19 protein-coding genes and 4 pseudogenes are annotated in these 19,080 nt (G+C 63.2%); 16 read left to right on the plus strand and 7 right to left on the minus strand.

Translation table 11 applies throughout. The features are described from left to right. Positions 1 to 221: 221 nt before the first annotated feature. A pseudogene (locus LGH82_RS28480) lies at positions 222 to 1,043 on the plus strand (IS3 family transposase); the annotation flags it as partial. On the opposite strand, the gene LGH82_RS28485 reads toward LGH82_RS28480, so the two are convergent. Beyond that, the gene (locus tag LGH82_RS28485; RefSeq protein WP_227345887.1) at positions 1,006 to 1,860 is read right to left on the minus strand and encodes an alpha/beta fold hydrolase; all 855 of its coding nucleotides are present in this window, start codon (positions 1,858 to 1,860) and stop codon (positions 1,006 to 1,008) included. The pseudogene LGH82_RS28480 and the gene LGH82_RS28485 overlap by 38 nt on opposite strands. Positions 1,861 to 1,960: 100 nt before the next feature. On the opposite strand from LGH82_RS28485, the gene LGH82_RS28490 reads away from it, so the two are divergent. The 4 genes from LGH82_RS28490 to LGH82_RS28505 all read left to right on the plus strand — a co-directional run bounded on the left by LGH82_RS28490 (position 1,961) and on the right by LGH82_RS28505 (position 5,344). After that, positions 1,961 to 2,902 carry a LysR family transcriptional regulator gene (locus LGH82_RS28490; protein ID WP_227345888.1) on the plus strand — a complete coding sequence of 314 codons (942 nt, stop codon included), beginning with the start codon at positions 1,961 to 1,963 and terminating at the stop codon, positions 2,900 to 2,902. 145 nt (positions 2,903 to 3,047) lie between these two features. Beyond that, a protein-coding gene (locus LGH82_RS28495; RefSeq protein ID WP_227343924.1) for an IS630 family transposase occupies positions 3,048 to 3,996 on the plus strand; the annotation gives its coding sequence in 2 pieces (ribosomal slippage) (positions 3,048 to 3,391 and positions 3,390 to 3,996; 951 coding nt in all). A gap of 53 nt (positions 3,997 to 4,049) precedes the next feature. Further along, positions 4,050 to 5,129 carry a MerR family transcriptional regulator gene (locus LGH82_RS28500; protein ID WP_227345889.1) on the plus strand — a complete coding sequence of 360 codons (1,080 nt, stop codon included), beginning with the start codon at positions 4,050 to 4,052 and terminating at the stop codon, positions 5,127 to 5,129. A 44-nt stretch (positions 5,130 to 5,173) separates the two neighbouring features. Continuing rightward, positions 5,174 to 5,344, plus strand: a complete 171-nt coding sequence (locus tag LGH82_RS28505) for a hypothetical protein (RefSeq protein ID WP_227345890.1) — start codon at positions 5,174 to 5,176, stop codon at positions 5,342 to 5,344. 29 nt (positions 5,345 to 5,373) lie between these two features. Here the strand turns inward: LGH82_RS28505 and LGH82_RS28510 are convergent, their stop codons facing one another. Further along, positions 5,374 to 6,282: a LysR substrate-binding domain-containing protein gene (locus tag LGH82_RS28510; protein WP_227345891.1), complete on the minus strand. Its 909-nt coding sequence runs from the start codon at positions 6,280 to 6,282 to the stop codon at positions 5,374 to 5,376. A 191-nt stretch (positions 6,283 to 6,473) separates the two neighbouring features. Here LGH82_RS28510 and LGH82_RS28515 point away from each other — a divergent pair, with 191 nt between their 5' ends. The 3 genes from LGH82_RS28515 (at position 6,474) to LGH82_RS28525 (ending at position 7,972) form a co-directional block, all read left to right on the plus strand. After that, complete coding sequence (locus tag LGH82_RS28515; RefSeq protein WP_227345892.1) at positions 6,474 to 6,998, plus strand: hypothetical protein; 525 nt, start codon at positions 6,474 to 6,476, stop codon at positions 6,996 to 6,998. Positions 6,999 to 7,115: 117 nt separating this feature from the next. Continuing rightward, positions 7,116 to 7,259: a hypothetical protein gene (locus LGH82_RS28520; RefSeq protein WP_227345893.1), complete on the plus strand. Its 144-nt coding sequence runs from the start codon at positions 7,116 to 7,118 to the stop codon at positions 7,257 to 7,259. A gap of 179 nt (positions 7,260 to 7,438) precedes the next feature. Next, complete coding sequence (locus LGH82_RS28525; protein WP_227345894.1) at positions 7,439 to 7,972, plus strand: sterol desaturase family protein; 534 nt, start codon at positions 7,439 to 7,441, stop codon at positions 7,970 to 7,972. Positions 7,973 to 7,998: 26 nt separating this feature from the next. Here LGH82_RS28525 and rsgA read toward each other — a convergent pair whose 3' ends face one another. Continuing rightward, positions 7,999 to 8,991 (minus strand): ribosome small subunit-dependent GTPase A, encoded by a 993-nt coding sequence (gene rsgA, locus LGH82_RS28530; protein WP_227349706.1) that lies wholly within the window; start codon positions 8,989 to 8,991, stop codon positions 7,999 to 8,001. A gap of 307 nt (positions 8,992 to 9,298) precedes the next feature. Continuing rightward, positions 9,299 to 9,967, minus strand: a complete 669-nt coding sequence (locus LGH82_RS28535; protein ID WP_227345895.1) for a transglutaminase-like cysteine peptidase — start codon at positions 9,965 to 9,967, stop codon at positions 9,299 to 9,301. A 370-nt stretch (positions 9,968 to 10,337) separates the two neighbouring features. Between LGH82_RS28535 and LGH82_RS28540 the strand changes: the two genes are divergently transcribed. Beyond that, positions 10,338 to 10,865: a DedA family protein gene (locus tag LGH82_RS28540; protein WP_227345896.1), complete on the plus strand. Its 528-nt coding sequence runs from the start codon at positions 10,338 to 10,340 to the stop codon at positions 10,863 to 10,865. On the opposite strand, the gene LGH82_RS28545 is transcribed toward LGH82_RS28540, so the two are convergent. After that, positions 10,840 to 12,183, minus strand: coding sequence for a hemolysin family protein (locus LGH82_RS28545; RefSeq protein ID WP_227345897.1), 1,344 nt, complete (start codon positions 12,181 to 12,183; stop codon positions 10,840 to 10,842). The genes LGH82_RS28540 and LGH82_RS28545 overlap by 26 nt on opposite strands. Positions 12,184 to 12,524: 341 nt before the next feature. Between LGH82_RS28545 and LGH82_RS28550 the strand changes: the two genes are divergently transcribed. From LGH82_RS28550 to LGH82_RS28565, 4 genes and pseudogenes are all read left to right on the plus strand, one after another. Beyond that, positions 12,525 to 12,863 carry a twin-arginine translocase TatA/TatE family subunit gene (locus tag LGH82_RS28550; protein WP_227345898.1) on the plus strand — a complete coding sequence of 113 codons (339 nt, stop codon included), beginning with the start codon at positions 12,525 to 12,527 and terminating at the stop codon, positions 12,861 to 12,863. 60 nt (positions 12,864 to 12,923) lie between these two features. Continuing rightward, complete coding sequence (locus LGH82_RS28555; RefSeq protein WP_227345899.1) at positions 12,924 to 13,682, plus strand: CDP-diacylglycerol diphosphatase; 759 nt, start codon at positions 12,924 to 12,926, stop codon at positions 13,680 to 13,682. 79 nt (positions 13,683 to 13,761) lie between these two features. Beyond that, complete coding sequence (locus LGH82_RS28560; RefSeq protein WP_227345900.1) at positions 13,762 to 14,709, plus strand: magnesium transporter CorA family protein; 948 nt, start codon at positions 13,762 to 13,764, stop codon at positions 14,707 to 14,709. A gap of 263 nt (positions 14,710 to 14,972) precedes the next feature. Continuing rightward, positions 14,973 to 15,092: pseudogene (locus tag LGH82_RS28565) on the plus strand (RNA polymerase subunit sigma); the annotation flags it as partial. Between the two features lie 34 nt (positions 15,093 to 15,126). On the opposite strand, the pseudogene LGH82_RS28570 reads toward LGH82_RS28565, so the two are convergent. Next, positions 15,127 to 16,278, minus strand: a pseudogene (locus LGH82_RS28570) (IS3 family transposase). A gap of 52 nt (positions 16,279 to 16,330) precedes the next feature. Between LGH82_RS28570 and LGH82_RS28575 the strand changes: the two are divergent. The 3 genes and pseudogenes from LGH82_RS28575 to LGH82_RS28585 form a co-directional block, all read left to right on the plus strand. Then, positions 16,331 to 16,747, plus strand: a pseudogene (locus LGH82_RS28575) (sigma-70 family RNA polymerase sigma factor); the annotation flags it as partial. Further along, positions 16,744 to 17,517 (plus strand): anti-sigma factor family protein, encoded by a 774-nt coding sequence (locus LGH82_RS28580; RefSeq protein WP_227345901.1) that lies wholly within the window; start codon positions 16,744 to 16,746, stop codon positions 17,515 to 17,517. The pseudogene LGH82_RS28575 and the gene LGH82_RS28580, both read left to right, overlap by 4 nt. Before the next feature lie 19 nt (positions 17,518 to 17,536). Beyond that, positions 17,537 to 18,253 (plus strand): Bax inhibitor-1/YccA family protein, encoded by a 717-nt coding sequence (locus LGH82_RS28585; protein ID WP_227345902.1) that lies wholly within the window; start codon positions 17,537 to 17,539, stop codon positions 18,251 to 18,253. A 315-nt stretch (positions 18,254 to 18,568) separates the two neighbouring features. Here LGH82_RS28585 and LGH82_RS28590 read toward each other — a convergent pair whose 3' ends face one another. Further along, complete coding sequence (locus LGH82_RS28590; RefSeq protein ID WP_227345903.1) at positions 18,569 to 19,078, minus strand: hypothetical protein; 510 nt, start codon at positions 19,076 to 19,078, stop codon at positions 18,569 to 18,571. Positions 19,079 to 19,080 lie beyond the last annotated feature (2 nt).

The following is a 19,080-nucleotide window of genomic DNA, read 5'->3' on the forward strand; positions in this document are numbered from 1 at the left end:
CCTCGTCTGATGATCGGTTACATGGCGACCCGGCACAAAGATGGTTCTCCATTCCAGAAAACCACCAAGCTACCGGGCCGACCGCGATCATAAGACGCTGAAAAATTGCGCGGCGGCGGGGGTGTAACTCCGGTCGGGCTACGCCCTCCCTTCGTCACACCCCCGCCGCCGAGTCTCATCCTGATTGACGCTGAGTCTCACCTTGTTTGTCGCCGCGCATCCCTGTGGACCGTTTGTGCGCGACGCTGGGTGTCAGCCCGAGCGGCTACTTTGCCTGGGGGCGCCGGCCGGCGTGCCGCCGGCAGCGCGACGACATGATAATGCTGGCGCATGTGCGATCGTCGTTCGCGCTGTCGAACGGAACCTATGGTAGCCCGCGCATGACGCGGGAACTGCAAGACAATGGCTTTGCCATTGGCCGGCGACGAACGGCGCGTCTGATGCGGGAGAATGGCCTCCAGGCAAGACAGAAGCGGCGGTTCAAGCGCACGACGGACAGCGAACACGCCTTTCCGGTTGCCCCCAATGTCATCGACCAGGATTTTGCCGCCACTGGTCCCAACCAGAAATGGGGTGCCGACATCTCCTACATCTGGACGCGGGAGGGCTGGTTGTACCTTGCTGTCGTCATCGATCTGTTTGCCCGCAAGGTCGTTGGCTGGGCTGCTGGCAACCGGCTACACCGCAGCCTGGCTCTGGCAGCGCTCAACAAGGCGTTCGTCATGCGGCAGCCGGAACCCGGCCTCATTCACCACTCCGACCGCGGCAGCCAATATTGTTCTATCGACTACCAAGCCGAATTGCGTGCCGCCGGCGTCATCATCTCAATGTCAGGCAAGGGCAATTGCTTTGATAACGCCATGGTCGAAACATTCTTCAAGACGCTGAAAACTGAACTGATCTGGCGCACCTCTTTCCTTACCCGCGCCGATGCCCAAGCCGCCATTGCCCGATATATCGACGGCTTCTACAATCCCATCCGGCGGCATTCCGCGCTCGACTACATCAGCCCGATGCAGTTCGAGCGAAACGCCGCCGAATGAGCAACCCGCTCTCCACTTTACCGAAGCAAGTCCAAAAACCGAGCACGGCCTGCATGAACTCGGCGGGATATTCGACGTTCGACAGGTGAACCGCGGGCAGGAGAACCAGCTTCGCGCCGGGCACCGTCGTCGCGATCAACTCGCTATGGCTTAGAGCTGTCACGGTGTCGTACTGGCCGGCGATCACAAGCGTCGGCCGGGAAATCAGCGCTATGGTGCGGCGAAGGTCCGCATCGCGAACCGCCGCGAAGAGGCCCGCCAGGCCTTGCCGGTCGATGGCCAGCAGCATGGCGCGGAACTCCTCGATGACGGGCCCGTTGGCCGCCACCATGGGTGCCGGGAACCAGTTGCCGAGGAAGACCTCAGCGGTCTCCGACATGTCATCAGCCTGTTGCACGGCGACAATCCGCTCGTCGAAATAGCTTGCGGGCGCGAGATGGGACGAGGTGTTGCTCAGGATCAGCCGGTCGATCCGTTCGGGCGCATGGATGCCGAGCCACTGCCCGACGAAGCCGCCCAGCGACAGGCCGAGGAAGTCAACCCTTTCAAGGCTGAGCGCATCGAGCAGTTCGATCACGTCGCGGCCAAGCCGGTCGAGCGAGTAGGCACCGACTGGGGTGCTCGATCCGCCGTGGCCGCGAAAATCGTAGCGCAGGACGCGGAAATGTTTCGACAGTTCGCCGATCTGGCCGTCCCACATACGCAACGTGGTGGCGATGGAGTTCGACAGCACCAGCACCGGCTTTCCGGCGTCACCGTCGAAGCGGTAGGCGATGCGCGTGCCGTCGCCGATGGTTACGAAACTCAGCTCATTCATGGGAAGATTCCTTTTGGGACATTGAATGAGGCAGAGCGTAGTCGTGCCCGATTTTTGTTGATATTACAAAGATAGGACAATCTCTGTCGGAAAAGTTGACATGGCCGAATTCACCTTGCACGACCTGCAATGCTTCGATGCCGTGGTCCGCACTGGCGGCTTTCAGCCGGCGGCGACCATGCTGCATCGCTCGCACCCGGCGGTGTTCGCCGCTATCGCCAAGCTGGAGCGGCAGCTCGACCTCACTCTTCTCGATCGCAGCGGCTATCGCGTGCGCCCGACCGAGGCGGGCCTATCATTCCATCGCCGGGCGCAATCGCTACTGCGCGAGATGGAAGGCCTGCGTGTCCATGCCGCCCAGCTGTCCATGGGCGAGGAGAGCGATGTTCATGTGGTGATCGGCGACGTCTGCCCGCGCCCGCTTGTGTTGGGGATGCTCGGACGGTTCTTCGTCCAGTGCCCGGGCACGCGCCTGCACTTGCACTTCGAAGCGGTGGCCGGTCCGTGGGAGCGCCTGCTCGATGGGGAGGCCGATCTGATCCTGCACTGGATCGACAAGGGCGATGCGCGGGTGGAGTGGGTCGACCTGTGCAAGGTGCCGTTCATTCCCGTGGTGGCGCCGGGCTTTCTGCCGGAGCGCATCAGGCAGCCGATCACGCCGGACCAGATGCACGCCTTCACCCAATGCGTGATGCGCGACACGGCCCGCCATTCGCCACGGCAGGACTACTTCATGATCGAAGGCGCTCCGCAATGCATGGTGGCCGACCAGGGAATGAAGAAGGAGATCATCCTGCAGGGCCTTGGATGGGGCCACATGCCCCGCTTCCTGATCGAGGAAGAGCTGCGCGACGGACGCATGCGATCCATTGCCGGCCGGCATCTGCCGGGCCGCACCGAGGAACTGGTGGTGGCGCGCCGCCGCGACCGCCCGCACGGGCCGATCGCGAACCGCCTGTGGGATCATATCCAGCAGGAGGCGCCGGCGCTACGCGCGCTTGAGCCGACAACAGGCCGGCAAACGCAGAAAGCGTCGGGCTGAGGCCCGTCGGTTTTTTCGACAAAACGCCAAATTTTCCGCTTGAGCCGAACCTAGAGCAAAATCCGAGCGGATAGAATCGATAGGGGTTTCGTTGGGATTGGAAATCTGATTCAGCATATCTGCTGGATTCGGAGGCCGGCATGGCATGGCGAAATCCTTATCGGAAGATTTGCGGGCTCGGGTGGTCGCAGCGGTTGATGGCGGCCTGTCGCGACGGGCGGCAGCGGCGCGATTTGGCGTGGCGGCGGCAAGCTCGGTGCGTTGGGTCCGGGAATGGCGCGAGACCGGAGCCACCTGCGCAAAGCCGCAGGGCGGCGACAGGCGGTCCCACCGCGTTGAAGCGTATCGCGACATCATCCTGGCGGCGATCGAGAGGCGGGTGGACATCACGCTGGTCGAACTCGCCGAGTTGCTGCGACAGGAGCATGGCGCGTCGTTTGCGACGAGCACGATCTGGCGGTTTCTCGATCGTCACTCCATGACCTTCAAAAAAAACGGCGCACGCCAGCGAGCAGGAGCGGCCAGACGTGGCGGCGCGACGAAACGCCTGGTTCGACGCCCAGCCCGATCTTGATCCCGAGCATCTGGTCTTCATCGACGAGACCGGAGCCTCGACAAAGATGGCTCGACTGCGGGGGCGCACGAAGCGCGGGATGCGGTGCCGATCGCCAATCCCGCATGGCCATTGGAAGACGACGACGTTCACCGGCGCCCTGCGCCTCACTGGCATGACCGCGCCAATGGTCCTGGACGGCCCGATGACTGGCGAATGGTTTGTCGCCTATGTCGAGCAGGTTCTCGTGCCGACGCTGCGGCCCGACGATGTCGTGATCCTCGACAACCTGCCGGCGCACAAAAGCGCAGCCGCCCGTGTGGCGATCGAAGCAACCGGCGCAAGGATGATGTTCCTCCCGCCCTATTCCCCCGACTTCAACCCGATCGAGAACGCCTTTTCCAAGCTGAAATCGATTCTACGCAAAGCCGCCGCACGAACCGTCGCGGAATTGTGGGATACCATCAGCGCCGCACTGCCTTGCTTCACACCAACCGAGTGCGCCAACTACTTCGCCGCAACAGGATATGAGCCGGAATGATCAGATTCTGCTCTAGCGTCATACCGTAAGGAAGATTCCATGAGGAGTTTTCGATGCACGGTCGCGCTCAGGAAGACGAGTTTCTCACCGCTCTGGAATGCTCGGAGCGGATCGGCATAAGTATTCGGGCTCTCCGGCTCTATGAGCAACATGGCCTGATCTCACCGCGTCGCACGTTCAAACAGTGGCGACTGTACGGCAGCAACGAGATCGCCCGCCTGAGCGAGATAATGGCGCTCAAGTCACTCGGCCTTAGCCTGCGGGACATCTCGAAACTGCTGCGCGGTCATCATGCCGATCTGGCGCGAATACTTGCCCTGCAGCGCGACGCGCTGGCGGATGCGCGCAAGCGCGCCGAACGCGGATTGCAGGTGATCGAGGCCCTGCAATCCAAGATTCGATCCGGAGCCACCGCATCGATCGACGACCTCACGAACCTGGCAAAGGAGACGAACATGGCCGAACCGCTCAAGGATACCGTAGCTTGGCGCCGTTACGAACAAATGCGCCCAAGAACCGAGATTGCGGCCAAAACCAGGCTGTATGATGACTATGCTGGTGCCTATGGGACCGACGACGGAACTTTTTTTATCGTCTCCCGTCGTGACAGCCAGCTTTTCTACCGGGTTGTCGGGCAGCCGGATATCGAGATCTTCCCCGAGGGCGACGCCGAATTCTTCATGAAGATGCTGCCGGTGCAGGTGACGTTTCAGCGCGAGGATGGCCAGGTGCGGGGCCTGATCCACCATCAGAACGGATTTGAGGATCACGCCGGCAAGATGGATCCGGAGCCGGTGCGCCTCATCGACGATGAGCTTCAGCGGCGCATTCGGGAGCACACGCCGGTGCCGGACAGTGAAGCGATCCTGCGCCGTGTGATCGAGGAGCATATGCGCGGCGAACCCGATCTCGATGGCATGGTGCCGGCCCTGGCCGAGGCGGCGCTGGAGCAAAAGGACTTCATTCGCAGCGAACTGGATCAGGCCGGGGAGTTGAAGGCCCTTTCATTCAAGGGCGTCTCACAAGGCCTGGATGTCTATGACGTGCAGTTTGCCAACGCCAAGATGGAATGGGGTTTCAGCCTCACGCGTCGCGGCAAGATCGCGGCCCTTTATCTGCGCCCCGCATTGTAAGCGCCAGCGAAGAGGGTGGGGGCATCCTCGAATGAGTATCACCCATGAAATCGATCCATCTGATGATTACCGCCGCCTTCATGGCCCTGGTGGTGATGGCGGCGATCGTCGCGTCGCTGGTCAAGGTCGCGACCATGTCGACGGCCGTCGGGCATCCGGGCAGCGGCTGGCTGCTCAACATCATCATCCGCATGGACAGCAGTTTGGGGCGCTGACCTTGATCCGGTAGCACGCGATGCCTGAGTCAGGGCGCCGATTTGGCGTGATCTATGAAGGCGCGCAGCTTGGGCAGGACCTGGCGCTTGCCAGGATGATAGAGGAAAACGCCCGGCGTCGTGGCGGAGACGCCGTCCAGCACCGGCTTGAGCTTTCCCGCCGCGATCGAACCTTCGGCGACCGGTCGAGGGATCTGCGCCAGCCCCACGCCGCGCATCGCTGCACCGACCAATGTCGGATAGTCATGCGCGATCAGCGGGCCCGAGACGAGCGCCTCGATCGTCCCGTTGCCGTCGATGAAAGACCAGGGCGCGATGGCGCCGTTCGAGCGGCGCAAGCGCAGGCAGGCGTGATGGCGCAGGTCTTCCACATGTTCGGGGCGGCCATGGCGCTCGAAATAGTCGGGGCTGCCGATGACCACGAACGGGAACGGCGGCGTCAGCCGCACCGCGATCATGTCGGCGGCGATGAATTGGCCGAGGCGGATGCCGGCATCGAACCCGCCAGTCGCCAGATCGACCATCTCGTCGCTCGCTGCGATCTCCAGTTCGATCTCGGGATAGGCTTGGCAGAACGATGCGATCATCGGCTCCAGTATCAGCGGCACGACGGCGCGGGGCACCGACAGGCGCAGCAGCCCGGTCGGCCGTTGGCCGAGATCACGCGCCGCCTCGCCGGCCGCGACGATCTCGTCGAAGGCCGGGCCGGCGCGGTCGAGGAACCGCTGGCCGGCTTCGGTCAGGCCGACGCTGCGCGTCGTGCGGACGAACAGCGCCGCACCAATGCGCGCTTCCAGCGCGCGCACGGACTGGCTCACGGCGGACGGCGTCACGCCGAGATCGGCGGCGGCTCGGCGGAAGCTGCGGCGCCTGGCAACAGCCAGGAACACTTCGACGCCCTCCAAAGCCCCGTGCCGGATTGTGTAGTTCTGCTTCATAGGTTGTTGTGATTACAGCGTATAGTCGAATGATGGAAGCGGGCTTAAGTAGTAGCCCGAGGCTCTGAGACACCGCGCGAGGTCTTAAAACACGCAGGTTTGCGCGCTGTTTTGGCGGACGCAGGGGCCGCTAAGGCCTGGATCGCCCCGCCTTCGAGACAGCATCGATCAACAGCCGACAGGAGACCAGAATGCCGACGGCGATAATCTTCGTGACCCATCTCGTTCTCGGCTATGCCGCGTGGCTGCTGTGCTTCGGTGCGTATGTCTGGCCATGGCTCAGATCGATGGACGGGGTTGCGGCGCAACGCGTCATTGCCACGCTGCACAGCTTCCGTTTCTTCGGGCTCGTCTTCATCCTTCCGGGCGTCGTCAGTCCCGACCTGCCCGCGGGCTTCGCCACCTTTGCCGCCTATGGTGACTTCGCGACCGGCGTGCTCGCCATGCTGGCGCTGCTGACGGTGAGGATACGCCCGCTGTTCTGGCCGCTTGTCGTCGCCTTCAATGTGGTGGGAACGGTTGATCTCATCGTCGACTACTACCACGCCATCCAGGCCGACCTACCCGCGCACGCGGGACTGCTGGGCGGCACCTACGCGATCCCCGTCATCTACGTGCCACTGCTGATGATCACGCACGTCGCCGCCTTCTATCTGCTGGTTCGTCCCCAGCAAGACGCTGTTCGCGCCATCCCGGACGGTGCGACGGCATCGTAGCGCCTGTTCCATACGCAACCACCGGCTCCGCGCAATGTTGACGCAACATTCATGCCGGAGAAGGGCGCGGCAAGAGGATGTGGGGGCATCGTCACCGCCTCAAACGAGTAGCGCATCATGAAATCGATCCCCTTGATGGTTGCCGCCGCCTTCATGGTCCTGGTCATGATGGCGGCGATCATCGCGTCGCTGGTCAAGGTCGCAACCCTGACGACGGCCTCCGGGCATGCCGATGGCGGCTGGCTGTTCTACGTCATCTGACATGGAAGCAGGCGTCCGGCATCGGGTCGCCAGCATGGAAAGCAGCGGGGGGCGCCGACCTTGCCCCAAGGGGCCGCGACGCTATGTCGATTGCATCCGCATTGCGACTCACGCACGAGGCAGGCAATCTGGAGGCAACCGCCTGTTGGCGGCTTCAAAGGCTAGCTGGGGCGTCCTCGATGCAACTCGGTCTTATCGGTTACTATAGCGACTTCGTCGTGTACCCCATCGTGATCGTGGTGCTGGCGGCTATCGGTCTCACGGAAGCCGGCGCGGAGAGGGCGCCAGGCTGGATCGCCATCATGGTCGGCTTTCTTGTCCTGTGGACGTTGACGGAATACCTACTGCACAGGTTCGTGCTTCATCACGTCCCCTATATCAAGGACCTGCACGACCGGCACCATGTCGAAGAGCGCAGCCCGGTGGGCACGCCGACCTGGCTCAGCCTCGGGGTCCACGCGCTTGTCGCGTTCCTTCCGATGTGGCTGCTCTCAGGATTCGTGGCGGCGAGTGCCGTGAGCTGCGGGCTGATGCTGGGATATCTGTGGTACGTCAGCATCCATCACATGATCCACCACTGGCACCCCAACCATCCAAGCTATCTCTACACGCTCAAGCGCCGCCACGCCGTGCACCATCATATCGACGAAAACGCCAATTTCGGCGTGACGTCCGTATTGTGGGATCGGGTTTTCCGCACGGCGCGGCTCTGAAAATCAGCCTAGCCCCGGGCCGTCAGTCAGCGCCTTTTGCCGCGACTGGCGGGAGACTTGCCGCCGCGCGGTCCGGACTGGACCGGCGTGTTGCCGCGATTTTCGTCGGACAGCTTGCGCCAGCGGGCAAGGCGCTCCGGATCGAGCGTACCCGCCTTGAGTGCCGCTTGCACCGCGCAGCCCGGCTCGTGGACGTGAGTGCAGTCGCGGAACTTGCAGAGTGGGGCAAGCTCGGTGATCTCGGCGAACAGCGTGTCGATGCCGTAGGCGACATCGCTAACCTGCAGCGTTCGCATGCCCGGCGTATCGATCACCCAGCCACCGCCGGCAATGGAATGCAGCGATCGGGAGGTGGTGGTGTGGCGCCCCTTGGCGTCGTGTTCGCGAATGCCGCCGGTCTGCTGCGGCGATTGCTGGCCTGATCCTGCCAGCGTGTTGACCAGCGTCGACTTGCCGACGCCGGAAGAGCCGATCAGCGCCACCGTCTGCCCCACGCCGCACCATGCGGCCAAGGCTGTCGCGGCATCGGCGGTTCGCGGATTCAGGGTCACGACTGCCAGTCCGCGCTGCAGTGCCTCAGCCTGCTTCTGGTAGGCGTCTGCGTCTTCAGCGGTATCCGCTTTGGTCAGCAGGATCACCGGTGTCGTTCCGGCCTCGTTGGCCAGCGCCAGATAGCGCTCGAGCCGGGCGGGGTTGAAGTCGGCATTGCAGGAGGTGACGATGAACAGCGTGTCGACATTGGCTGCCGCCAGTTGAGGGGTGCGGCCGCCCTGGGTGCGGCGTTCCAGCACTGTCTTGCGGGTCAAGCGGCGGCGCACAAGGTTGTCGTCAGCGTCGACGAGCACCCAGTCGCCGACGGCGTAGTCGCCGGTGTTGGCCTGCGCCGGCAGCGTCAGGTCGACTTGCCCGGTGAGGGACAGTCCGGTCAGCCGGTCGCGATGGACCGTGGCGATGCGCATCGGGGCGAGGTCCGCCTCATGCGGCTCCAGCTGATCGCCGAAGAAATCCGTCCATCCCATATCCGGGAGGGATAGTGGTGGCGCGGCGTGATCCGTCACGGCTTCGACCAAGGGTACGGCGTCGCAGACATCGGACAATATCCCTGGCGTGTGAGGCGCGGACGGGGCGGGGCGATTGCCGTGTATGGGCGGCATGGCGGCGTTTGGCAAGCCGGAGCGGCCGCTGGTGAGCTCAACGCGTTCGAACCGCGGTTACCGACCGGGAAGATCGGGCCTGTTGGAACGATGCCGGGGCGGGATATGTCCCAAAAAAGCGGGACCGTTGACGGTCCCGCTCGCCGCGTGACTGACCCTTATCAGGCCGGGATCAGTTCACGATCTTTTGATGTTTGTTGACCGCCGCGTCGCCGCGCGAATTGATCGAAACCCAGATGTTGGGGTTCTGCTGCGACTGGCGCTTCACGAAATAGTAGCCGGTGGCGTCCCATGAGCGGACGTTGTTGACAAGGTTGTCGAGGACGAAGTCGCCCTTGTCGGTCTTGACCGTCAAAATGGCATGGCCTTCGCCATTGAGGTCGTGAACGACCGTCATCAACAAGGCTTGCCTGGGAAAGCCGGCGTCGAGCAGAAGCTTACGCTTGAACAGCGCGTAAATCTTGCAATCGCCTTTGCCATCAACGGGATAGTCCCAGTGATCCTGCATCGTTCCCCAATGTTCGAGGTTGCTTACGGGCACGATATAGCCGTTCACCTCGCGGTTGACGCGGTCGAGGATGGCCCATGTCTTGGGCGTCAGCTTCAGGTCCATGGGCGGCAGGACCGAAACCTTGCATTCCGCCGGCCGGCGGCTGCAGAAATCCACCCAGCCATAGGGAATGCTGGTCGTGGAGCCGACTGGCGCCGAGGTCGCCGTGCCGATCGCGCCCGAGCGCAACTTGTTGGATTCAAACGCTATTGCGTAAGTCTTGAAGGAAGAAAGATAGGGGTCCGTGTCGTAAATCGGCCTGGCGGATCCCGCCGATCCGGCATGAGCCATGGACGCCAAACCCAGACATGCCGAAAAAACACCTACGAGAAACCAGCGCAACATCACAGCCACCACCACGCCTCAACGCTCTTGTTAACGAGGAGTTAACGCGAAAACGCCGGCTGGGGTCAATTCAATGTTTAATAAAAGGTTAACGGCCGGGAACCGCCATCCCTCGAATTGCGGGCAATCAGCGTAAACTTGGCCTTACCGGGGCAGGGACCGTTCCCGATGCCGCGTCGACATGGAAGCTTGCGCCGGGGGGCTGCCTCTGAAAGACAGCTTTCGGCATCGATGGGCCGGATCCGCCGCAAGCGTGCGGCGCTGTGCGCCTGGCCGGACACCAAAACCTCAAAGGGCAAGGCGGGAAGAAAAACGAATGAGCCTCACCGAGATCACGCAGGCGACGGTCGCCTTCATCCGCGAGCATGAAGCCTGGGGCGTCCCGCTGGTGCTGCTGCTGGCCTTCGGGGAATCGCTGGCGTTCATTTCACTGCTGCTCCCGGCAACCGTGATCCTGCTTGGTGTCGGCTTCCTGATCGGCGAAAGCGGCATCGCCTTCTGGCCGCTGTGGCTGGCGGCCATCGTCGGCGCGTTCCTCGGCGACTGGCTGTCGTTCTGGATCGGCACCAGGCTCGGGCACAGGGTTTCGAACTACTGGCCGCTGACCCGCTACCCGGACATTTTGCCGCGCGGCCACCGGTTCTTCGAGCGCTGGGGCGGGCCGGGCGTGTTCGTCGGCCGCTTCTCGGGGCCGTTGCGTGCTTCGGTGCCGCTGGTCGCGGGCATCTGCGAAATGCCCGCGCTGACGTTCCAGATCGCCAACATCACCTCGGCGATCGTCTGGGCGACGGGCATACTGGCGCCCGGCGCCTTCGGCCTCAAATGGCTGCAGCAGTGGATGTAGCGGCTTCGCGGCGCACAAGCAGCTTGTCGATGCGCCTTCCATCCATGTCGAGGATTTCGAAGCGCCAGCCCTCATAGGCGAAGTGTTCGCCGGCCTCCGGAAGATGGCCGAGCTGGAACAGCGCGAAGCCGGCGATGGTGTGGAAATCACCCTCCGCCAACCCCTGCCGAAAGCCGAGGCGCGCGAAGGCATCGTGGGCCAGCATCATGCCGTCGACCAGCAGCGAGCCGTCGTCACGCTCGATGATGTCGGGGTCTTCGCCTTCCATGTCCGGCAGGTCGCCGGCGATGGCTTCGAGAAGATCGGTCTGGGTGACGATCCCTTCCAGGCTGCCATATTCGTCGATGACGATGGCGAGCCGCACCGGCGCCTTCTTGAACTGGTCGAGCACGCGGAAGATCGGCGTTCCCTCATGCAGGATCATGGGCTCGCGGATGACGGCCATCGGGTCGACGGCATGGCCGTGCAGCACCTGGTCGAGAAGGTCCTTCTTCAGGATCATGCCCAGCGGCTCGTCGATCCCGCCGCGCCCGACCAGGAGCTGGTCGTGGCGACAGTCTCGGATGGTCCGCAGCATCTCCTCCATGCTGTCGTCGGCGTCGATCCAGTCGACGTCACGGCGCGGCGTCATGATGTCGGCGATGCGCCGATCGCCAATGTTGAAGACGCGCTCGACCAGTTCCTGCTGCGCCTGATGCAACAGGCCTGCCTCCTGGCTGGCGGCGACGAGCAGCTTCAACTCCTCGGGTGAATGCAGCGATTCCTCGCCGGTGCCCGGCCGCAGGCCGCACAGGCGCAGCACGAGGTTGCCGAGCCTGTTCAGGCCGATGATCGCCGGCCGCAGCAGGAACAGGAACAGGCCGAGCGGGCGCACCACCCAGAGCGCGGTTCCCTCGCTGCGCTGCAGCGCCAGGCTCTTGGGCGCCAGTTCGCCCAGCACGATGTGGAGGGCCGTGATGATGATGAAGGAAATGACGACCGCGATGGTGTGAGAGCCGACCGTCGCCAGCGATCCCGGAAGTGCGTTCAACAGTGGTTCGATGAGGTGGGCGAGCGCGGGTTCGCCGACCCAGCCCAGCGCCAGCGACGATATCGTGATGCCGAGCTGGGTGGCCGCCAGGTTGGCGTCGAGATTGTCGACGGCGCGTTTCAGGGCGTTGGCATTCAGCCTGCCGGTGTTGACCAGTTCGATCACACGGCTGCGGCGAACCGCGACAAGTGAAAATTCAGCCGCGACAAAGAAACCATTGGCGGCGACAAGGGCAAGTACAGCGAGTATTCCGAGTAAATCGTAAATACTGCCATCGATACTGGACATGATCTCCTTCAGGGCGGAATGCCGCCACGTGTTATGATTGAGGATCCACGCATAGCACGGTTTTGTTGCATTTATACGCGGCTGTTTGGCGCGGATGAATATCATCCACGTTCCTTGCGCGACCAGACCTGCCCGCTAAAGGCAAGGTTGCCGACTAAAGGCAAGATTGCCGGTGTCCCGGCGTCGCGAACGCCAGACATCCGACATGATTTGAAGCAAGAGTGAATGTGATCGCATGGCGGCATACTGGAATGGCGCGAGCGACACGCTATGATGGACTGAATTGGCGGCGCCGACCGGGTCCGCCGCGAATGCTTCTGAAGGCTCTATAGGACTTACCGATGTTCGGACTTGGCTGGGACCACCTCGTGGTCATCTTCGTTGTGGCGATGGTCGTCTTCGGGCCAGGCGAGCTTCCAAACGTCATGCGGCAGCTCGGGCGTACGATGAAGACGGTCAACAAGGTCACCGGCGATTTCCGCAAGCAGTTCGAGGACGCCGTGCGCGATGCCGAGAAAGAGCTTGACCTGAAGGATGCCCGCGCGGCGATCCAGGATGCCATGACCGGCACGCCGCTGACCCCGGACCGGACGGTGGCCGCGAGAGACAGCGACGAGAAGGCGAGCACCATCGCGCAGACTTCCGCGGCGCCGGCCGCCGCCGCGCCGACGAATTCGTAACTCCATGATCCCCACCGTGACACCCATGCGCAGCCCGATCGCCTGCCCGGAATGCCGTCCGTGAAGCTTTCGCTGGGCCGGCTCTGCATTGCCTTGCCGCTGGCGGCGTTCGCGCTCGTGCTGGCCGACCATGTCGGTTCCACGCCGCTGCATCGCGGCGCGCTGTGGCAGGTGGTGCGGACCTGCGCGATCGCGGCGCAAACGGTCGGCGTTCCCTTTCCCTGCGAGCAGGTGACGCTGGCTAGCGACGACGCGCCGGGCTCGGCCATCATCAAGTCGCCCTTGCACAGAACCGAATTCCTGCTGATGCCGTTGGAAGCGGCGGCCGGCGTGGAAAGCCCGGCCGTGCGGGGCGACGACAGTTCCCTTCTGTGGCAGCGGGCGTGGGAAACCCGGAGCATGGTTTCGGCGCGGCTCGGGCGCGACCTGCCGCGAACGTCAGTCGCCCTGGTCGTCAATTCCGGTATAGCGCGCTCGCAGGACCAGTTCCACATCCACGTCGATTGCGTGGCGCCGTCGGTGGAACGCAAGCTCGCCCTCTACGGACCGAAGGAGGAGGGACGCTGGCAGCTGTTCCGGCAGACGCTGATGGGCCAGCGCTACTGGATCAAGGCGGTCGACAAGCCGAACCTCGACACCACCAACGTCATCGGCCTCATCGCCGCCGGCCTGCCCAGGGCGCGCGACGCTATGTACCGGGTCAATGTCGTGGTCGTGGGCGCCGAGCTCGCGGACGGCAGGCCGGGCTTCTACATCCTGGCCAACTCGGACAAGATGGCGGCCGAGCGCCTCATGGATCACAGTTGCGCCATGGGGTGAAAGCAGTCTCGATTACGGCCTGCTCGCCCGCGTGGCCATGGCATGGTAAGCACCTCTTCCTCATGATGGCATCCCCGCAATGTTGAGCGTCTACCCGCAAGCCAAGGTTTCGGAAGCGAAAGCGATCTGGCTCGATCTTCGCGACCCTGATCCCACCGAAACCGCGAAAGTCGAGAAACTGGCTGGCGTCGCCGTGCCCAGCCGCGAACAGCTCAGCGAGATCGAGAGCACCAGCCGGCTCAAGGCGCGCGATGGCGTGCTGTCGATGAGCGTGCCGATGGTCACGCATGTCGACGGCGGCCTGCAGATGGCGCCGGTCGGCTTCGTTTTGTCGCGCGAGCGTCTCATTACCGTCCGTTTCGGCGTGCTCCCGGCCTTCGACCTGGTCGCCGCGCGGTTTGCTGAGTCCGGCCAGCAGCCGGCGACGAGCCTCGAAGTGTTCGTCGAGCTCTGCGAGGGGATGGTCGACCGCCTCGCCGATGCTCTCGAACAGACGGCGGGCGAATTGCGCACGCTGTCGGCGACCGCCTTCCACGTGCCGGACACCAAGGGCCAGAGGGCAATCCGCTCCAACAAGGTCATTCGCGCCCAGCTGCGGCAGGTCGGCCGCATGGGCGACCATCTTTCGGAGAAGCGCGACGCGCTGCTGGCGCTGGGCCGCGCCATCGATTTCGCCTCCGGCATGACGGCGGATTGGGGTGATGATCAGCTCAAGTCGCGCATGAACGGCCTGAAGCTGGACGTGACGTCGCTCGACGACTACGAGGTCCACCTCTCCGACAAGGTGCAGTTCCTGCTCGACGCCATGGTCGGGCTGATCGGCATCGCCCAGAACGACATCTTCAAGATCCTCACCATCGTCTCGATCGTCGGCATCCCCCCGACACTGATCGCCGGCATCTACGGCATGAATTTCAAATACATGCCGGAGTATGACTGGACCTTCGGCTACCCTTACGGATTGGCGGTGATCCTGATCAGCGCCATCCTGCCGCTGGTATGGTTCAAGTGGCGGGGCTGGTTCTAGGGCGCACCGATATTCAGGTGATGCCGGCCTGCAAACGGCGGCTTTCTGCGCTTCTGGTGCTCACGTACTTCAGTACGCTCCGCTCCGGTTCTCGAAATCCACCGTTTTCGGCTCGGCCTGACCTGAATCTCCACACGCCCTGCGCTGGCGCGGTGTCCCAAGACGAACAACGCTTGGTATCTTAGCCGCTGGCCGATCGCGGCCATCTTAAAAAAATCTGGCGTGGCGGGGATTAAAACCCCACCTCGGTCCGTAAACAGGACATGAAACGGTCGGTGCCACGCTTTGACATCATAGGACAGCTCGGGTCGCTGCGCCGCTATGCGCGGTCGCTGACGCGTGACAGCGTCGATGCCGAGGATCTCGTCCACGATGCGCTGGTGTGGACTTGCTTCGGTAAAGTGGAGAGCGGGTTGCTCATTCGGCGGCGTTTCGCTCGAACTGCATCGGGCTGATGTAGTCGAGCGCGGAATGCCGCCGGATGGGATTGTAGAAGCCGTCGATATATCGGGCAATGGCGGCTTGGGCATCGGCGCGGGTAAGGAAAGAGGTGCGCCAGATCAGTTCAGTTTTCAGCGTCTTGAAGAATGTTTCGACCATGGCGTTATCAAAGCAATTGCCCTTGCCTGACATTGAGATGATGACGCCGGCGGCACGCAATTCGGCTTGGTAGTCGATAGAACAATATTGGCTGCCGCGGTCGGAGTGGTGAATGAGGCCGGGTTCCGGCTGCCGCATGACGAACGCCTTGTTGAGCGCTGCCAGAGCCAGGCTGCGGTGTAGCCGGTTGCCAGCAGCCCAGCCAACGACCTTGCGGGCAAACAGATCGATGACGACAGCAAGGTACAACCAGCCCTCCCGCGTCCAGATGTAGGAGATGTCGGCACCCCATTTCTGGTTGGGACCAGTGGCGGCAAAATCCTGGTCGATGACATTGGGGGCAACCGGAAAGGCGTGTTCGCTGTCCGTCGTTGCGCTTGAACCGCCGCTTCTGTCTTGCCTGGAGGCCATTCTCCCGCATCAGACGCGCCGTTCGTCGCCGGCCAATGGCAAAGCCATTGTCTTGCAGTTCCCGCGTCATGCGCGGGCTACCATAGGTTCCGTTCGACAGCGCGAACGACGATCGCACATGCGCCAGCATTATCATGTCGTCGCGCTGCCGGCGGCACGCCGGCCGGCGCCCCCAGGCAAAGTAGCCGCTCGGGCTGACACCCAGCGTCGCGCACAAACGGTCCACAGGGAAATCCTTCTTCGCCTGGTCGATGAGCGCGAACCTCACCGACTTCCCTCCTTGACGAAAAAAGCCGTCGCCCGTTTCAAGATATCCCGCTCCTGCCGAAGGATTTCATTCTCCCGCCGCAGCCGTTTCAATTCAGCGGCGACATCAGCATCAGGCGGACGCCCAGGATCGCCCATCTCACGATCCAGCTGCCGACCCATCCATCGCGTCAGCGTCGAGAAACCAACACCAAGATCCTCCGCGATCTGCCGCTTCGTCCGACCGCTCGTTCGCACAAGGCCAACCGCCTCCGCCTTGAACGCATCCGTAAACTGTCTCTGTTTCGTCATCGAGGTCGCCTTTCATCAGAAGGAAACTCTCCACTTTTTCGGGGCAAGTCCAGTGCGCGCCTATGAGCGGCGCGGCACTTTCCGTTCGGGCGGCAATTTGCGGGCATGGCTCTTGTCGATCGTTCACAACACCTTCATCGACCATACGCGGTCGAAGCGGTCGGAAGCCAAGCGCAACGAGCAGGCCGGATACCTAACCGATACAAGCTCGCCCGCGCCGCAGGAGCATGCGGTGCGGCTGGCTCAGGTGCGCGACGCCTTCCTGGACCTGCCGGAGGAACAGCGCTCGGCGCTTCATCTCGTCGCGATAGACGGTCTTTCCTACCAGCAGGCGGCGGACGCCACAGGCGTGCCCCTGGGAACGCTGATGTCGCGCATCGGCAGGGCGCGCGCCGCCTTGCGCGAGATGGAGAACGCCAAGCCCTCGCAGGGGAAAACCCACCTCAGGATCGTTGGAGGCCCGTCATGACCGGAGTTATCGATCCCGTCACCGATACCGACCTCGACGCCTATGTCGACGACCAGCTGGATGTCACCCGCCGCATCGAGGTGGAGGCATTCCTGTCGGCCCGCCCTGAAGCGGCGGCGGGCGTGATGTCGGATCTGCGGATGCGCGACGAATTGCGCGTAGCGCTTGCCGGCTCCAGGGGCACGGCGCGGCCGGCGACGGCCGACGCCGCGCGGCGGCTGGAGCGCGGGCTGACGCGAGGCCGTTTCTTCGGCGTGCTGCAGCGCGCGGCGGCAGTCGCCGCCCTCGTTGCCGCCGGCTGGCTGGCGAACGGCATTGTCGGGCCGATGTCGGTGACCAAGGTCGTCGCCTCGCCGCAGCCGCCCGCTTATCTGGAGGATGCGATCCGCGCCCACAAGACGACGATCATGCGCGAGGGCATGGCGTCGCAAACGGAGGCGCCCAACTACAATGCCGGCGAGATCCGCGCCGCGACAGCCATCGTCATGCCGACACTGCCCAAGGACTGGAAGGTGCGCGACGTGCAGATCTATCCATCGCGCTTCGGCCCGAGCGTCGAGATGGCGGTGGATACCAAGGACATGGGCCTGGTGTCGCTGTTTGCGATCCGGCCGGGAACCTTCGACGTGGTCAAGCCGGCCATTGCGCCCTCGGGCGACATTTCCTCGGCCTATTTCCAGATCGGCGAGGTTGCCTACGCGGTGGTGGCGCGAAGCGATGTCCACGACCTCGATCGCGCCGCCGAAACGCTCGCCAAGACGCTTTACTGATACACAAAGGAGAAACCGAATGAATGCCCCGAACTTGGGATACCGCATGGGCGCTGGCGCCCAGACAGGAGCCGTCTTCGACGAGGGCCTGCGCCAGCACATGCTGCGCGTCTACAACTATATGGGCCTTGGCCTCGTGGTCACCGGCCTCGTCGCCTTCATGGTGTCGTCGACGCCGGCGCTCTACGTGCCGATCTTTTCCAGCCCGCTGAAGTGGGTGGTGATGCTGGCGCCGCTCGCCTTCGTCATGCTGTTCTCGTTCAAGATGCAGACCATGTCGGCGGCCAGCGCGCAGCTGATGTTCTGGGCGTTCTGCGCGGTCATGGGCCTGTCACTGGCGTCGGTGTTCCTGGTGTTCACCGGAACCAGCATCGCGCGTACCTTCTTCATCACCGCCACCATGTTCGGCGCCACCAGCCTCTATGGCTACACGACCAAGCGTGACCTGACCCAGTTCTCGTCATTCCTGATCATGGGCCTGATCGGCGTGGTTATCGCCAGCATCGTCAACATCTTCCTTGGTTCGACCGCGCTGCAATTCGCCATCTCGGTGATCGGCATCGCCGTCTTCGTCGGCCTGACCGCCTGGGACACGCAGACGATCAAGGAACAGTATGGCGAGAATTTCGACGGGGAATCGCGCCAGAAGCTCGCCGTGTTCGGCGCCTTCTCGCTCTACCTGAACTTCATCAACATCTTCCAGCTGCTTTTGAACTTCACCGGCGAAAAAGAATAGTCGCCTGACCATCACGGGCATCATGCCCGAACATGAAACGGGCGCCGGCTACCCCTGAGGGGCCGACGCCCGCGCCTGGCCGGCGCCACGGGGGTGTTTGCCGGCCAGGCTCTATCTCTTCGTTTTGACGCAATTCCGGACGGAAAACCGCTTCACACTTTTCCTGGAATTGTTCAAAGCGCCCAGCCTCTGTGTTCATGCATGTCATCTCCCAGACGCCGCACACTTTTGGGCGACATGCATTGGAGCCCCATCTCGATCCAATCGGGATGGGGCTCTGTTTGCTTGAGCGGGAGCTTTTCAGAGACCGGACCCTCAGCCTGCGGCGCGGCCGGTGTCGGCGGCAATGGCCGGGCGGCTGCCCGGACCCGACCAGATCGGTCGCCATCTGGTCGCTGTAACTTCATCAAGAAACGCACGGCGATGTGGGTTGCACGCAAGCCAGTCCTCGGCGCCGGCACGATCGGCTGCCAGGTGAAGAAGCTCGGCATCCGCGTCGACGCGATCGACAACGCGGACCGAGCCGATTGCCGGAGGCTCCACAACCTCGAACAGAAACCGGCTCGCCACCGAAAAGGTCTGGCGCAGCACCATGATGACAGAGCCGTCGGTGTCGAGTTTTCCATGCTGCAGCACGATGCCGGCAGGCAGCATATTGTCGCCGATCCGCCGGGCGCCAACCCTGCGGACGAGGCGGCCTTCGCCATTGTTGCTACGCCATGCGGCCAACTTGCCGCCGAACCGGGAGGCCGGGCGAGGGGCGCCGTCGAAATAGCGCACGACGGAGCCCAGCGGTGCAAGATCAAAGATAAGCTGTGCCGACATGG

It is taken from the genome of Mesorhizobium sp. PAMC28654, assembly GCF_020616515.1.
GTDB lineage: Bacteria > Pseudomonadota > Alphaproteobacteria > Rhizobiales > Rhizobiaceae > Mesorhizobium.

Bases quoted from the DNA above. Each gene is read 5' to 3' on its own strand.
- LGH82_RS28485 (WP_227345887.1), bottom strand. From the start codon at position 1,860: ATGAATGAGCTGAGTTTCGTAACCATCGGCGACGGCACGCGCATCGCC.
- LGH82_RS28490 (WP_227345888.1), top strand. From the start codon at position 1,961: ATGGCCGAATTCACCTTGCACGACCTGCAATGCTTCGATGCCGTGGTC.
- LGH82_RS28500 (WP_227345889.1), top strand. From the start codon at position 4,050: ATGCACGGTCGCGCTCAGGAAGACGAGTTTCTCACCGCTCTGGAATGC.
- LGH82_RS28505 (WP_227345890.1), top strand. From the start codon at position 5,174: ATGAAATCGATCCATCTGATGATTACCGCCGCCTTCATGGCCCTGGTG.
- LGH82_RS28510 (WP_227345891.1), bottom strand. From the start codon at position 6,282: ATGAAGCAGAACTACACAATCCGGCACGGGGCTTTGGAGGGCGTCGAA.
- LGH82_RS28515 (WP_227345892.1), top strand. From the start codon at position 6,474: ATGCCGACGGCGATAATCTTCGTGACCCATCTCGTTCTCGGCTATGCC.
- LGH82_RS28520 (WP_227345893.1), top strand. From the start codon at position 7,116: ATGAAATCGATCCCCTTGATGGTTGCCGCCGCCTTCATGGTCCTGGTC.
- LGH82_RS28525 (WP_227345894.1), top strand. From the start codon at position 7,439: ATGCAACTCGGTCTTATCGGTTACTATAGCGACTTCGTCGTGTACCCC.
- rsgA (WP_227349706.1), bottom strand. From the start codon at position 8,991: ATGGGATGGACGGATTTCTTCGGCGATCAGCTGGAGCCGCATGAGGCG.
- LGH82_RS28535 (WP_227345895.1), bottom strand. From the start codon at position 9,967: ATGGCTCATGCCGGATCGGCGGGATCCGCCAGGCCGATTTACGACACG.
- LGH82_RS28540 (WP_227345896.1), top strand. From the start codon at position 10,338: ATGAGCCTCACCGAGATCACGCAGGCGACGGTCGCCTTCATCCGCGAG.
- LGH82_RS28545 (WP_227345897.1), bottom strand. From the start codon at position 12,183: ATGTCCAGTATCGATGGCAGTATTTACGATTTACTCGGAATACTCGCT.
- LGH82_RS28550 (WP_227345898.1), top strand. From the start codon at position 12,525: ATGTTCGGACTTGGCTGGGACCACCTCGTGGTCATCTTCGTTGTGGCG.
- LGH82_RS28560 (WP_227345900.1), top strand. From the start codon at position 13,762: ATGTTGAGCGTCTACCCGCAAGCCAAGGTTTCGGAAGCGAAAGCGATC.
- LGH82_RS28580 (WP_227345901.1), top strand. From the start codon at position 16,744: ATGACCGGAGTTATCGATCCCGTCACCGATACCGACCTCGACGCCTAT.
- LGH82_RS28585 (WP_227345902.1), top strand. From the start codon at position 17,537: ATGAATGCCCCGAACTTGGGATACCGCATGGGCGCTGGCGCCCAGACA.
- LGH82_RS28590 (WP_227345903.1), bottom strand. From the start codon at position 19,078: ATGTCGGCACAGCTTATCTTTGATCTTGCACCGCTGGGCTCCGTCGTG.